11 protein-coding genes and 1 tRNA gene are annotated in these 14,027 nt (G+C 67.2%); 3 read left to right on the top strand and 9 right to left on the bottom strand.

The features are described from left to right. Nucleotides 1-117: 117 nt before the first annotated feature. From ACFV5N_RS00585 to ACFV5N_RS00575, 3 genes are all read right to left on the bottom strand, one after another. A complete protein-coding gene (locus tag ACFV5N_RS00585; RefSeq protein WP_385592221.1) occupies nucleotides 118-2,541 on the bottom strand; it encodes a hypothetical protein in 2,424 nt (807 codons plus the stop codon). 825 nt (nucleotides 2,542-3,366) lie between these two features. Continuing rightward, nucleotides 3,367-4,014, bottom strand: coding sequence for a hypothetical protein (locus tag ACFV5N_RS00580; protein ID WP_385592219.1), 648 nt, complete (start codon nucleotides 4,012-4,014; stop codon nucleotides 3,367-3,369). Continuing rightward, a complete protein-coding gene (locus ACFV5N_RS00575; RefSeq protein ID WP_385592217.1) occupies nucleotides 4,011-5,054 on the bottom strand; it encodes a hypothetical protein in 1,044 nt (347 codons plus the stop codon). Before ACFV5N_RS00575 ends, ACFV5N_RS00580 begins: the two co-directional genes overlap by 4 nt. A gap of 349 nt (nucleotides 5,055-5,403) precedes the next feature. On the opposite strand from ACFV5N_RS00575, the gene ACFV5N_RS00570 reads away from it, so the two are divergent. Beyond that, complete coding sequence (locus ACFV5N_RS00570; RefSeq protein WP_346136545.1) at nucleotides 5,404-5,592, top strand: helix-turn-helix domain-containing protein; 189 nt, start codon at nucleotides 5,404-5,406, stop codon at nucleotides 5,590-5,592. Between the two features lie 66 nt (nucleotides 5,593-5,658). Beyond that, complete coding sequence (locus ACFV5N_RS00565) at nucleotides 5,659-7,029, top strand: site-specific integrase (RefSeq protein WP_385592215.1); 1,371 nt, start codon at nucleotides 5,659-5,661, stop codon at nucleotides 7,027-7,029. 172 nt (nucleotides 7,030-7,201) lie between these two features. Here the strand turns inward: ACFV5N_RS00565 and ACFV5N_RS00560 are convergent. Next, nucleotides 7,202-7,283 (bottom strand) — tRNA-Tyr (locus ACFV5N_RS00560). Nucleotides 7,284-7,433: 150 nt separating this feature from the next. Between ACFV5N_RS00560 and ACFV5N_RS00555 the strand changes: the two genes are divergently transcribed. Beyond that, the gene (locus tag ACFV5N_RS00555) at nucleotides 7,434-7,922 is read left to right on the top strand and encodes a YajQ family cyclic di-GMP-binding protein (RefSeq protein ID WP_385592214.1); all 489 of its coding nucleotides are present in this window, start codon (nucleotides 7,434-7,436) and stop codon (nucleotides 7,920-7,922) included. Between the two features lie 24 nt (nucleotides 7,923-7,946). Here ACFV5N_RS00555 and ACFV5N_RS00550 read toward each other — a convergent pair whose 3' ends face one another. The 5 genes from ACFV5N_RS00550 to ACFV5N_RS00530 form a co-directional block, all read right to left on the bottom strand. Then, nucleotides 7,947-8,354: a YccF domain-containing protein gene (locus ACFV5N_RS00550; RefSeq protein ID WP_019435846.1), complete on the bottom strand. Its 408-nt coding sequence runs from the start codon at nucleotides 8,352-8,354 to the stop codon at nucleotides 7,947-7,949. 12 nt (nucleotides 8,355-8,366) lie between these two features. Beyond that, nucleotides 8,367-9,227, bottom strand: coding sequence for a zinc metalloprotease HtpX (gene htpX / locus ACFV5N_RS00545; protein ID WP_385592211.1), 861 nt, complete (start codon nucleotides 9,225-9,227; stop codon nucleotides 8,367-8,369). Between the two features lie 134 nt (nucleotides 9,228-9,361). After that, nucleotides 9,362-10,864 carry an NADH-quinone oxidoreductase subunit N gene (locus ACFV5N_RS00540; RefSeq protein WP_385592210.1) on the bottom strand — a complete coding sequence of 501 codons (1,503 nt, stop codon included), beginning with the start codon at nucleotides 10,862-10,864 and terminating at the stop codon, nucleotides 9,362-9,364. Further along, nucleotides 10,861-12,414 carry a NuoM family protein gene (locus ACFV5N_RS00535; protein WP_385592208.1) on the bottom strand — a complete coding sequence of 518 codons (1,554 nt, stop codon included), beginning with the start codon at nucleotides 12,412-12,414 and terminating at the stop codon, nucleotides 10,861-10,863. The genes ACFV5N_RS00540 and ACFV5N_RS00535 overlap by 4 nt, the downstream gene beginning before the upstream one ends. A gap of 10 nt (nucleotides 12,415-12,424) precedes the next feature. After that, nucleotides 12,425-14,027: NADH-quinone oxidoreductase subunit L (locus ACFV5N_RS00530; RefSeq protein ID WP_385592206.1), on the bottom strand; the 1,603-nt coding region annotated here is incomplete at its 5' end.

Below are 14,027 nucleotides of genomic sequence, written 5' to 3'. Positions count from 1 at the left end.
AGTGCCACTGAGCCTCTGCACCACTGGTGGACCTTGGCAGTCAGCGCTCCACGGGACCATCCCGGCGCATAGTCGTCCAGATCCGCCGGCCTTTTAGCGGAATCGGCAGGACGTTAGTCACACTCGATTATGGATGCGGCACCCACCGCTACGCGGCTGAGGGATAGGCCGACGAGAATGAGGTTGAGCTGGCAGTGACCAAGACTCACGGATACTCGCAATCAATGGGCGGGCGCTATGAGGGGAAACCGCGAGCTCCAGTCGAGCCTCAGCGAGTATTTCAGGTGCACCATGGGGACCATTCCTGGTCGCCTGATCCATTCGACGCCCGAATCCTTCTGCCCCAAAAATACCCAGCAGAGTAAGCGAGAAGTAGGCGTAAGTTGATGCCTCATGGATGAGCTCGCGCGCCTCGTGAGAAATCTCTTCCATCCCTCCGCGCGGGCGGATATTTAGAACATGAAAGGCAAATTGTTCGAGCGCCATATATTGAGAACCGCGAGCGCACGAGCATTGACTACGAAGGTGGCCACCCAGGGTTCGAAATGCCACAAGAATCTCACTTGTGTCTGGATCCCAAGCCTGTTTACTGAGAAGCGTCCGGAACCCGGACAGGGTTTCAGATAGTTCTTCCATGATCAAATGATGGGATATATCAGTTAGCTCATCTGAGCCTGCACGATCTCGCATTTCCATGATTCTGCGACCATAGCGAATTAGATCTCGCGGAATTCCCCCCGAAAGGGCGTGGGCGAGAATAACGTAGGGTTCAGAGAGGCCAGGAGCCCGCTTGTCAAGGATTGATCTCGAATCGTCTAGAGTAGCGGGATCGACATACAGAACATCATCGAGAGAGCTATCAGTAACATCGCGGTGAGGCAGCCCCCTACGAACGAATGCAGCCCCAACATCTTCGGCAACAGAGATCAGATAATGCACATGGGGAACACCCAGAATTGCTTTAATTTCCCTGAGAAACGCAAGAGCCTGAGCATCTGATCCTAGCCGATCGACTTCATCGATAGCGATGACAACACGGCCGCCTTCACGATGAAACTTAGCAGCGATGACAGCCAACAAGTCCCGGAAGTCGGCCACAAGTTCGGGAAAATTTGGCGGGACGGTAGAAATGGAGGTCGCGTGATTGGCACCAATACTAAGGACGTGGGAGGCCCCGGCTGCTGACAGGGAAGCGGAGGAAGTTTGAGTTGTCTGCAGTCGGTAGAGGTGATTACGGCATCGAGTAACCAAAATTGGCTCAGCGGGCTTCGGCTTCCAATAACTGACCCTGACCATTCCGATTGCGACAAGGAGAAGAGTGATTCGCAATGGATTTTCCGGTGCAGAAAGCCATGTCTGGATCTCCGGGCTACGCAGGGCTCTCACTAAAAAGATGAGGCCAGTCAAACCCGCCAATGGCGCGAAAATACTGTCGGCAGTGAACTTTCGCCTCCCGAGAGTAAATTCACCTACCGTGAAGCGCAGGGCCGTAAACCCGAACCAAAACAGTGCACAAAAACCTAGCTTCACGAATGTATCAAAAGGGATTTCCTTTAAGTGATGAATATTCCATTCGTCAAGCGCAAAATGGGTGAGTACCCCTATAATCAAGAAGAAACCAAACGCAAGGGCAACAGCTGACCACATTTCGCGCACGAGTTTCCTCAGCCAAGTCGCTCTACGCGCCCTCCACCAGACAGCGGCCACAATAACAAGAGATACGCTCGCCCCTACAGCGTTACCTTGCCAGATATCACCAAAGGGCCCCCTGATCCATTCGGCGCCCTGATCAAGTTGGGCCGAGATTGCGGAAGTGTACTGCGTTGCGGCAGAGCGGATCGTAGAAGCCAGTCCAAGGACAAGAAGTCCGGCAGCAGGAATAGCAAATGCCAACCACTTAAGCAGGAAAATTGCCTTCGATTTAACCAGGCGCAGCGTGCGACGCACCTGCGAAACCCGGGCAAATGAAGGGGTATCATACCCCTCAGACCTTATATAATGTTCACACAACTGAACCGAAAGAGAAAGCAGAAAGTCGTGGGGGGCATAGGCGGCGGGGGCATGGGCCACCAATCCAAAATTAGACTGTTCGACGCACTTTTCTAACAGAGTTGACTTGCCGGCACCCCTCGGGCCGCAAACGGCAATCGTCCCTGCCTCAATCTGCGCTACCTTACGATTTAGCGATTTCATCGGCTTACTATCCACGATGTAATCGCGTCCTTGCGGAGACCTTAGGCCATCGAAATTATCTGGCAGAAGTAGAGAATCAGGATCGTCGCCCAGTAGCGACCGAGTCATGCTCCAAACAACGGGCTCGATCCCACACTGCAGTTTTCTTCCCAGAAGAACTGCTTCTGCGCCAAGGCGAATACGGGAGCCTAACCATAGAACTCCTGTGATACCTGCCCACAAGTATAGCCACGCAGTCAACCCGACCGGAAAACCAAGCATCCACATGGCCCATATTGCGATTGCCATCGCAATTACGAATAACAGAAACGTTAGCAGCCCGACCCATGCCGCCAACAATGCGAGCATGGATATGCAAAATAGCCCTACGGTCCACCACTTCCAGCGGCAGTATTCAACCGCTTCACGATGTATATCCAGCCGCCTCTCACATTTCTCTGACGCCCCGTCGAGATCATCACGAGAAACATTTGCCTGAGAGAAAGCGAAGATCTGGATGCGTCCTGACCGCATCTTACTGTGAACAGCGGCAGCCGTAGCCCCGGGGCGCTTCCCGATCAATCGACGGATCCTTGGCTCCCCGAGGCAGGCTTCCACACAGCGCCTGTAGATCACATCCAGGTCAGCCGCAAGAAAGTCGCGAGCTCCGGCATGCCAGACGCGGACGAACGGTGGCAACAGCAATTTGTGATCCTCTCCCCCATGGGTCAGGCTTAGGAGACTAATACCTACCGCTGACAGTGGGGGGGCACAACTACAAACTGGCTGAGAGACATGCACCCCTCTGCTGGCAGAGGCCACCAGGGCAGAAGTCCAATGACTGGCGTGGCAACAAGACCGTTTTTTGGACTGATCATCTGATCGTCGGTTGATGTGTGTAATTGATTGATTCCCAGTGGGCGCGGATCAAGCACCAGACCGGACTCCTGGGAGAGATGGGTGGTGGCGGGATCACCGGTAGGCGCTCGACGTGAGCACGTTCATGTACGACACCAACGTCAACACCCAGCTGGCCGCCTAGGATGCCGACGGCATGTGGGATCGGTCGAATCCATGATCATCCGCGCTCACCAGCACGCTGTGGGGCCCGCAAGCGGGTCCCTGCCAGCGCACTGGCCGATCGAGCCACGAACCGAAATCGACGCGGTGGCCAGCCGCTTGCAACCAGGAGACTTACGAGTGGCCTAGGCAGTTTCTTCTCCTAACGCTCTTCTCGAGGGCGGTTCGCTGGATGCGGCGGAGGTGGGCGGGGTCGAGTCCGGTGATCGCTTTGACCTCGGTGAAACGGTCAGCATCCGACCCGGTCGGACGGGTGCCATTGATGTGGGGCGGGAGGGCTTCAGCGATCGCTTCGTAGTAGGCGTCTCGGGCAGCGGCGACCTCGTCCATCAGGCGCTGAGCCTGACGGAGTTCCGAGAGTGCGGCGTCCGGGTCGGCCAGGCGGCGGGGTTGGCCGGCCTTGTGGCGGCGTGCCAGTTCGGTCTCGTGGAGGTTCCGTACGTTGCGCTCGGTCTGGCCGATCAGGCGGGCGATCGCCGGTCTGCGGCCCCGGCCGGGGATCGGCGGGTTCTTCTCGCCCCGTGCTTTGCGCTGTTCGCGGAGCGCCTTCTCCTCTTCGGTCAGCGGATCGGCGTGGGCGTCCGCCAGCAGGCTGTTCCGGCGGGCCTCGCGATCCGGGAGGAGGTTCTGGAGGCGGTCGAAGCGGCGCTTCGCCTTCCTGAGCGTGGCGAGGGGGTCTGCGACGGTCACCGGGTCATGCTGGACAAGCCGGGACGGCGTCGGCAACTCCCGTCGTACATCGGTGGGCGTGGTGGGCGTCATCGGTCCTCCAGAAGGGTGCTGAACGCGTCGGCAGCGGCCTGCCACTCCTGTTCGTCCACGTTGCAGGTCCGGCAGAGGCCGTTTCCTCCGGGGATGGTGCGGCGGCGCTGGCAGCCATCGCAGAAAGGCCAGTCCATGCAGGCGGCGCATCGGCCGTAGCCGGGGACGGGCGGGACCCCGCAGTCCTCACACTCGGGCAGCGGCGGCGTGCCGGCATGGTCGCCGAAGCGGGGTGGGACGTACGTCTCGTTGCCGGGCAGTGGGACCGGATCGTGCGATGGGCAGGCGCTCGGTGCGGCGGGGATGGCGTCGATGCGGCGGGCCAGGAACCCGGCCGGACTGTTCACCCGCGGTGGCAGTCCGCCGATCAGTGCCGTGCGAAGGTCCTCGGGCGACCAGCCGGTGGCCAGCAGGGCATCCAAGCGCGTGCCGAGCCTGCTGAGGGCCTGGCCGCCGATCCCGAGCCGGTGTTCACGGGCACCGATCCCGAGCAGCAATGACACCCCCGGGCTCGCCGGGGCGGCCTCCGGCGGCGCCGTTTCCTTCCGCTTCTCGGGAGCGGTCTCCTTCCGCGCTGTGCCCTGGTGGGAGGGAGGGGAGGGTTGGGTCTTCTGCGTGCTGGTCTTCTTGATCTTGGTCTTCTTAGGCTCCGGTTCGCCCGTCGCCGGTTCACCCGTTGCCGGGTTTTCCGTCAACGGTCCCGACCTGGGGTTTTGTGGGTTCTCGGGCCGTGCCGGGGAGTCGGTGATGCGGTAGACGGCGGTGCCCAGACGGCCCCGTTCGTCGCGTTCCTGGTGCCGCGCCAGGTACCCGTACCGTTCGAGTTCCTTCAGGCCGCTGGTGATGGCGTCTCGGCCTTCCGGACCGGTGCGGACCAGGGCTTCCACGGTGATGCCGAAGCCGTCGCGGTGCGAGGCGATCTCGGCGAACAGGCCGCGGGCTTTGCGGGTCAGTCTGCGGTCGCGGACGAGGTCGTTGGAGATCTGGACGAAGCGGTCTGCGGCCATGTAGCCGCGCTCGATGCGGCCGTAGCGGCTCACCGGGTCGCCGCCCCGGGGACGGTCGGGCGTCGAAGCCCGAAAAGGTACGGCATACTCGGTGACCTCCGTAGATTCGCGACGCAAGGCGGAGAACCTGGCGGTCCGGAGGGCCTAATCTCCGGACCGCCGTCTTCTTGGATTGACTATGGACTAGATTTCCGGAACTGCCGTCCATATCCTGCCGTCGCGCGAGGATCTGGGGCATCCATTCACACGTGTTGGTGAACACCCTCACTCATCCGAGGGACCTCAGCACGTGAGCACTACAGAACACCCCTTCTGGCACCATACGGTCCATAAACAACTGTTTATGAGCTGCCTTGGCTGCTCCTCCGGAAGGGACACCACTATGCGTCAGACCGACATGCTCAAGCTCTCCGAGGTCCTTCAGGTCCTCCGCATGAGCCGCGCCGGCTTCTACCGGATGCGCTCCCGGGGTCAGGCTCCTCGGATGCACAAGCTGCCCAACGGGCACCTCCGCGTCCGGCGGGCCGACCTGGACGCCTGGCTGGACAAGCTCACCGAGAACGCCGCCTGACCACCCGCCAACAACGCCTTCGGCGCCCGGCGTGGCCGGGCGCCGCGCCATGAGAGGAGAGCCCCGTTGGGGCACACCTTCAAGGTCAAGATCTGGTCGATCCGGGAACGGAAGCGGGCTCGGAAGACGTCGTTCGAACTGCGCTGGCTGGTGGGCAATGAGGAGCAGTCGGAGACCTTCGATACCTTCACCCTCGCGGACAACCGCCGCTCGGAACTCAAGGTCGCCGTCCAGCGCGGTGAAGCCTTCGACGAGGCCACTGGGCTGCCTGTTTCCGAGTTGCGGCGCCGCAACGATGTCGCCTGGTACCAGCACGCCCGCGAGTACATCGACATGAAGTGGACAGACTCCCCCGCATCCACCCGCCGGACCCTCGCCGAAGCCATGGCCACCGTCACCCCCGCCCTGGTCACCGACACCCGGGGCATGGCCGACAACCGAACCGTCCGCACCGCCCTCTACAGCTGGGCCTTCAACCGGCACCGCTGGGACGAGGAGCCGCCCGAAGAACTCCAGGCCGTGCTCGACTGGTTCGAGCGCAAGTCCGTTCCCATCTCCGCGCTGACCGATCCGATGGTCACCCGCAAGGCGCTGGACAGCCTCAAGCGGAAGCTGGACGGCACCACCGCCGCCTCGATCAGCATCCGGCGCAAGCGCGCCATCTTCCACAACGCACTTGAGTACGCCATTGAGGCCGGACGGCTCCCGGAAAACCCCATCCACAAGGTCAAGTGGTCACTTCCCGACCCCGTGGACGAGGTCATCGACCCCGCCACCGTCCCCAATCCCCAACTCACGCGCAAGCTCCTCAACGCCGTTCGGCTCCAGGGAGCCAGAGGAAGGCGGCTCCACGCGTTCTTCGGGTGTCTGTACTACGGGACCGCCCGGCCCGCCGAAGGCGTCGGTCTCGATCGCACGGGATGCCGCAGCCTGCCCAAGCGCGGCTGGGGGCTCCTGGCCTACCAGCGCACCCGGCCCCGGGTCGGCACCGCGTGGACCAACAGCGGACAGGCCCACGACGACCGCGGACTGAAGAAGCGTCCCCGCAAGGCCGTCCGGCTCGTGCCCATCCCACCGGAACTCGTCGCCATGCTCCGCTGGCACATCGAGGCATACGGATTCGCGCCGGACGGGCGGCTGTTCCGCACCAATCGGGGCGGCCTGCTCCAGGACACCGGGTACGGCGAGGTATGGGAGCGGGCACGCAAGGCCGTGCTCCCGGCCCACCTGCTCGCCACCGACCTCGCCAAGGACCCCAGCAGCCTGCGGCCCGCCGGACTTTCCGGACAGCTCAGTGCGGGCGTCGCGCCGCAGACCGTCGCCCAGCGTGCCGGACACGGCGTGGACGTCCTGCTCCGGGTCTACGCCCGCTTCGTCCACGACAGTGACGAGGACGCCAACCGCCGCATCAGCGAGTGGCTTCGGCAGTGGGGATAACCGCTGGCGGGGACCTCAAACGGGCCCAGAAATACCCCACACGCAGCAGACAGCACGTGGATTCCAGCGGGACAAATTGGGACATATGGCCCATTTGGCCGATCCCGTCTGAGTGCTCCAACAAGTAAGCCCCCGACCGCGTTTCCGCTGGTCGGGGGCTACTTTCCCAGTGTGGCGGCGCCAGGATTCGAACCTGGGAAGGCTGAGCCGGCAGATTTACAGTCTGCTCCCTTTGGCCGCTCGGGCACACCGCCTGGGGTTGTCGCGCGCTGGCGACGTCGTAAACGATACCTGATGGGTGGGGGTGGTCCGCCACTCGGTTGTTCGGAGGGGCGGGCGGTGGAGGGTGACTAGGCTGAGCGGGTCCAGCCCAGACGATCTAGCCATCAGGAGCCAGTGAGACCATGGCCGACTCCAGTTTCGACATCGTTTCGAAGGTCGACCGGCAGGAGGTCGACAACGCCCTCAACCAGGCCGCCAAGGAGGTGTCCCAGCGCTACGACTTCAAGGGCGTGGGCGCCTCCATCGCCTGGTCGGGGGAGAAGATCGAGATCCGCGCGAACGCCGAGGAGCGGGCGAGCGCCGTGCTCGACATCTTCCAGTCCAAGCTCGTCAAGCGCGGCATCTCGCTCAAGGCGCTGGACTCCGGCGAGCCGCAGCCCTCCGGCAAGGAGTACAAGATCTTCTCCACCATCAAGGAGGGGATCAGCACCGAGGACGCCAAGAAGGTCGCCAAGCTGATCCGCGACGAGGGCCCCAAGGGGGTCAAGGCGCAGGTGCAGGGCGAGGAGCTGCGGGTCTCCTCCAAGAGCCGGGACGCCCTCCAGGAGGTGCAGCGGCTCGTGAAGGAGAAGGACTTCGACTTCGCGGTCCAGTTCGTCAACTACCGGTGACGCGCCCGCGTACGCCCGCCCCCGCTACTGCCAGCGGTAGTGGGGGTAGGCGTACGGGGCGTCGGTGCGGACGACCTCCTTGCCCAGCGGCATGAGCGAGACCGGCACCATCTTGAAGTGCGCGATGCCGAACGGGATGCCGATGATGGTCAGGCAGAAGCCGATGCCCGCGGCGATGTGGCCGAGGGTGATCCAGATGCCGGCCACGATCAGCCAGATGATGTTGCCCAGCGCCGAGGCCACCCCGGCGTCGTGGCGGTCGCGCACCGTGTAGCCGAAGGGCCACAGCGCGTACCCGGCGATCCGGAAGCACGCGATGCCCCACGGGATCGTGATGATGAGGACGCAGCAGATGAGGCCGGCCACCGCGTAGCCGATCGCGAGCCACAGGCCGGAGAAGATCAGCCAGATGAGGTTGAGAAGAGTCCGCATCCGCCCATCGTCTCAGTAACGGCCGCCCGCCATGTGCTCAAGCCGGGCGATGCGTTCGGCCATCGGGGGGTGGGTGGCGAAGAGCTTCGACATGCCGTCGCCCCGCCGGAAGGGGTTGGCGATCATCATGTGGCTGGCGGTGTTCAGCTGCGGCTCGGGCGGCAGCGGGGCCCGCTGGGTGCCCGTCTCCAGCTTCCGCAGCGCGCTGGCGAGGGCCAGCGGGTCGCCGGTCAGCCGGGCGCCGGAGGCGTCCGCCTCGTACTCGCGGGACCGGCTCACCGCGAGCTGGATCAGCGAGGCGGCGACCGGGCCGAGGATCATCATGAGCAGCATCGCGAAGAGGCCGGGGCCGTCCTCGTCGTCGCGGCCGATGGGGATGAGCCAGGCGAAGTTCACCAGGAAGACGATCACCGAGGCCATGGCGCCGGCGACGGACGAGATGAGGATGTCGCGGTTGTAGACGTGGCTCAGCTCGTGGCCGATGACCCCGCGCAGCTCGCGCTCGTCCAGCAGCCGCAGGATGCCCTCGGTGCAGCACACGGCCGCGTTCCGCGGGTTGCGGCCGGTGGCGAAGGCGTTGGGGGCCTCGGTCGGGGAGATGTAGAGCCGGGGCATCGGCTGCCGGGCGATCCCGGCCAGCTCGCGCACCATCCGGTACAGCTGCGGGGCCTCGAACTCGCTGACCGGGCGGGCGCGCATGGAGCGCAGGGCCAGCTTGTCGCTGTTCCAGTACGCGTAGCCGTTGGTGGCCAGCGCCACCAACAGGGCGATCATCAGACCGGCGCGCCCGAAGAGGCTGCCGATGAGCAGGATCAGCGCGGACATGCCGCCGAGGAGCGCGGCGGTACGCAGGCCGTTGTGCCGGCGGTGCACGGTGAGCCCTCCTGGTCGTGCTGAGCGGTGCTGAGCGGGGTGGATACCGGAGTTTCTCCACTCACAGTGGACACTCCCGATGAGGACAACGCCACGCGCGCGGCATCCGTTCCCCGTACCGCCCCGCCCGGCCGCTACAGCAGCGTGCCGGAGGTGAGGGTCAGGACCAGCTGCGGCAGGACGGAGAGGACGAGGGCCGCGAGCGCCGCCAGTCCGATCGCCAGCCGGACGGTGGGGGCCGGGGCCGGATCGTCCGGGGCGGGGTCGGACGGGGCGTCCTGGCCGGGCCGTTCGAAGAGCAGCGCCGTCCAGCGCAGGTAGTAGAAGAGGGCGATCGCCACGTTGAGGGCCATGACGACCGCCAGCACCCCCAGGCCCGCCTCCACCGCGGCCGAGAACACCGCGACCTTGGCGAAGAGCCCGATCACCCCGGGCGGCAGCCCGGCCAGGCAGAGCAGGAAGAAGCCGAGCGCCAGCGCCGTCCCGGGGTGCCGCCGGTACAGCCCGCGGTAGTCGGTGAGCCGGTGGCCGGGGTGCCGGCGGGCGATGTGCGAGGCCACGGCGAACGCGCCGAGGTTCACCGCCGCGTACATGAGCGCGTACGCGAGGGCCGCGCCGACCGCTCCCTCCACCCCGTACGCGGCGGCGGCGAGCGGCACCAGCAGGTAGCCCGCCTGGCCCACCGAGGACCAGGCCAGCAGCCGGATGGCGCTGTCCGGCGCCGCCGGGTCGGTGCGCAGCGCGGCCACGTTCCCGGCCGTCATGGTCAGCGCGGCCAGCACCGCGAGGACCGGACCCCACAGCCCGCCGAAGCCGGGGAAGGCGAGGGTGGTGACGAGGATCAGCCCGGCGAGGCCCGCCGTCTTGCTGACCACCGAGAGATAGCCGGCCACCGGCAGCGGCGCCCCCGGGTAGGTGTCCGGGACCCAGAAGTGGAACGGCACCGCCGCCGTCTTGAAGGCGAAGCCCACCAGGGTGAGCGCCACCCCGGCCCGGGCCAGCGTCGCCAGCCGGTCGTCGGCGGCCGGCAGCGCGGTGCCGATCTCGGTGAAGTGCAGGGATCCGGCCGCCGCGTACACGAAGGAGACGCCGAGCAGGGCGATGGCGGTGGCGGTGACCGAGGTGAGGAAGAACGTCAGCGCGGACTGGGGGCCACGCCCGTCCCCGCGCCGCAGCGCCACCAGCGCGTACGCGGGCAGCGTCGTGACCTCCAGGGCGATGATCAGCGTGGCCAGGTCGCGGGAGGCGGGCAGCAGGGTGGCGCCGGCGGCCGAGGCGAGCAGCAGGAACCAGAACTCGCCCCGCGGCAGCTCGCGGTCCAGCGGCTGCGAGAACAGCGCGGTGAGCAGCGCGCCGGCCAGCACCAGCAGCTGGACGACCAGGGCGAAGGTGTCGGCGGCGTACCCGCACACGGCGTCGCCGCCGTCGCCCGGCAGGCAGAAGCTGGTGCGGTCCCCGGCGCGCAGCGGCAGCAGCGCCAGGCCGGCCAGCAGCAGCCCGCCGACCGTCATCGCGCCCAGCCATCCCTTGCGGGCGGCGGGCAGGAAGAGGTCGGCGACGAGGACGGCCACGGCGGTGACGGCCACCAGGGTGGGCGGGGCGATCGTCACCCAGTCGACGCTCTGGATGAGGTTCATCGGGCGACTCCCGGCAGGAGGTGCTGCACGGCGGGATCGGTGAGGTCGAGGACGAGCGCGGGCCACAGCCCGGCGGCCAGGGTGAGGGCGGCGAGCGGGGTGAACGCCGCGTACTCGTGGGCGCGCAGGTCGGGCAGCGGCGCCTCGTACGGCCCGGCCGGGCCCATGCAGACCCGGCGCACCATCAGCAGCAGATAGGCGGCGGTGAGCAGGGTGCCGAGGCCGGCGAGGGCGAGGTAGGTGAGGTACGCGGGCCGGCTGAGTCCGTCGGCCGGGTGCCAGGCGCCGAGCATGGCGAGCAGTTCGCCCCAGAACCCGGCAAGACCGGGCAGTCCGAGGGAGGCGATCGCCGCGAACGCCAGCAGGCCGGCCAGCCGCGGGGTCCGGCCGTACAGGGCGGCCCCCGCCGTGCCGGCCAGCGCGTCGAGGTCGGTGCGTCCGGTGCGTTCCTTGACCGCGCCGACCAGGAAGAACAGCAGGCCGGTGATGAGGCCGTGGGCCACGTTCGCGAACAGCGCGCCGTTGACGCCGGTGGCGGTGAGGGTGGAGATGCCGAGCAGGACGAAGCCCATGTGGCCGACGGAGGAGTAGGCGATGAGCCGTTTGAGGTCGCCGCCCGCGCCGGTGCGCACCAGGGCGAGGCAGGCGAGGGAGCCGTAGATGATGCCGGTGACGGCGAAGGCGGCCAGGTACGGGGCGAAGGTGTGCATGCCGTCCGGCGCGATGGGCAGCGCGATCCGGACCAGCCCGTAGGTGCCCATCTTGAGCAGCACCCCGGCGAGCAGCACCGAGCCGGTGGTCGGGGCGGCCGTGTGGGCGTCGGGGAGCCAGCTGTGCAGCGGCCACATCGGGGTCTTCACGGCCAGCCCGAGGCCGATGGCGAGGACGGCGATCAGCTGGGTGGAGTGGGAGAGCCCGGCGCCGTGCGCCTCGGCGAGGGCCACCATGTCGAAGGTGCCGCCCCGTACGCCGATGAGCAGCAGCCCGAGCAGCATGACGACGGAGCCGGTGACCGTGTACAGCACGAACTTCCAGGCGGCCGGCTCGCGTCCGGCGCCGCCCCAGCGGGCGATGAGGAAGTACATCGGGATGAGGACGGTCTCGAACGCCAGGAAGAACAGCACCAGGTCGAGCGCCGCGAAGGTGGCCAGGGTGCCGCCTTCCAGGAGCAGGACGAGCGCGGTGTACGCGGCGGCGTTCCGCGGCCGGGTGACGTAGGCGTACAGGGCGCACAGGAAGCCGAGCAGCGCGGTGAGGACCACCAGGGGCAGGGAGATGCCGTCCACGCCGAGGTGCAGGCGGATGCCGAGCGCCGGGATCCACGGCAGGTCGGTGGTGGCCTGCATCCGGCCCGGGTCGTCGTGGTCGAAGACCGCCAGCAGCGCGATCGCGGCGGCGAGCACGGCGCCGGTGACGGTCACGCCGTGCCGCAGCACCGCCTGCTCGGGGGAGCTGCCGCGCAGCCCCGGAGGGGCGGGCAGCAGGGCGGCGGCGGCGCCGAGGAGCGGGAGGACGACGAGGGCGGCGAGGAGCGCCTGGGCGGTGGTCATGTCGGTCGGCTCACTCTCCGGCGGCGACGAGGACGGCGGCCACGGCCAGGACCAGGGCGCCGCCGATCAGGGCGGCCAGGTACGTCTGGACGTTGCCGGTCTGGGCGCGGCGGGTGAGCGTGCCCAGCAGCCCGGGGGCGGTGGCGGCGCCGCGGACGTAGGTGTCGATGACGGTGCGGTCCAGGAACCGCACCAGGGTGGCGGCGGCCCGGGCGGGGCGGACGAACAGGGCCCGGTAGGCGGTGTCCAGGCCGAACCCGGCGCGGGCGGGGCCGGCGAGCGGGCCGAGGAGGGCGGGCCCGGGGTCGGTGGCGGCGTCCGTCTCGTAGGCGCGGCGCCAGCCCGCGTACATCAGGATGCCGCCGACGAGGGCGACGCCGGTGGCCAGGACGGAGGTGGTGAGGGTGGGGGCGAGCGAGCCGCCGTCCAGCCAGTCGGGCAGGACCCGGTAGGTGAGGCCGAGGAGCAGGGCGGGGACGGCGAGGAGCCACAGCACGGCGGTCATCACGGGGGTGCTGTGTTCGTGGACGACGGTGGCCGGCAGCGGTTCGGGGCGGGCGTGCACCGGGTCGTGGAAGGTGACCAGCCACAGCCGGGCGGCGTAGGCGGCGGTGAGGAGCGCGGTGAGCAGGGCGGCGGCCAGGACGATCCAGCCGGCGGCGGTGCCCTCGTCGAGGGCGGCGTGCTCGGCGGCGCCGATGACGGCTTCCTTGGAGAAGAAGCCGGAGAACGGGGGGATGGCGGCCAGGGCGAGCAGTCCGACGGTCATGGTCCAGTACGCGTCGGGGGCGCGTTCCTTCAGGCCGCGGAGCCGGGAGAGGGCGCGCAGGGAGCCGGTGCCCGCGGTGTGGATGACGACCCCGGCGGCGAGGAAGAGGAGGGCTTTGAACGCGCCGTGGGTGAGGAGGTGGAAGACGGCCGCCTCGCGGTTGCCGACGGCCAGGGCGCCGGTCATCAGGCCGAGCTGGCCGATGGTGGAGTAGGCGAGTATCCGTTTGATGTCGTCCTGGGCGAGGGCGGCGAGCGCCGAGCCGGCCATGGTGAGGGCGGCCATGACGGCGAGCACGGTGAGGGCGGCGGTGGAGGCGGTGAAGACCGGCAGCAGCCGGGCGACGACGTACACACCCGCGGCGACCATGGTGGCGGCGTGGATCAGCGCGGAGGCGGGGGTGGGGCCCGCCATGGCGTCCGGCAGCCAGGTGTGCAGCGGGACCTGGGCGGACTTGCCCGCGACGCCGGCCAGCAGCAGCAGCGCGACGAGGGTGGGGTGGGCGAGTTCGAAGGAGGAGAGGGAGGAGGTGAGGCGGGTGACGATGGTGGAGATGCGGAAGCTGCCGGCGTCGGAGGCGAGGGCCAGGATGCCGATGAGGAACGGCACGTCGCCGAGCTTGGTGACGAGGAACGCCTTGAGGGAGGCGGCGCGGGCGGCGGGGGTCTCCCAGTAGTGGCCGACGAGGAAGTAGGAGCAGATGCCCATCACTTCCCAGCCCACCAGCAGGACGATGAGGTCGTCGGTGTAGACGACCAGCAGCATGGCGGCGGTGAAGAGGGAGACGAGCGCGGCGTAGGAGGGGTAGCGCCGGTCGCCGCGCAGATAGCCGGTGGAGTACAGC

Origin of the sequence: Streptomyces sp. NPDC059853, assembly GCF_042731495.1 — a bacterium.
Classification (GTDB): domain Bacteria; phylum Actinomycetota; class Actinomycetes; order Streptomycetales; family Streptomycetaceae; genus Streptomyces.
Note: the sequence above shows the minus strand (reverse complement) of the source record. Positions and strands in the feature narration are given on the sequence as shown.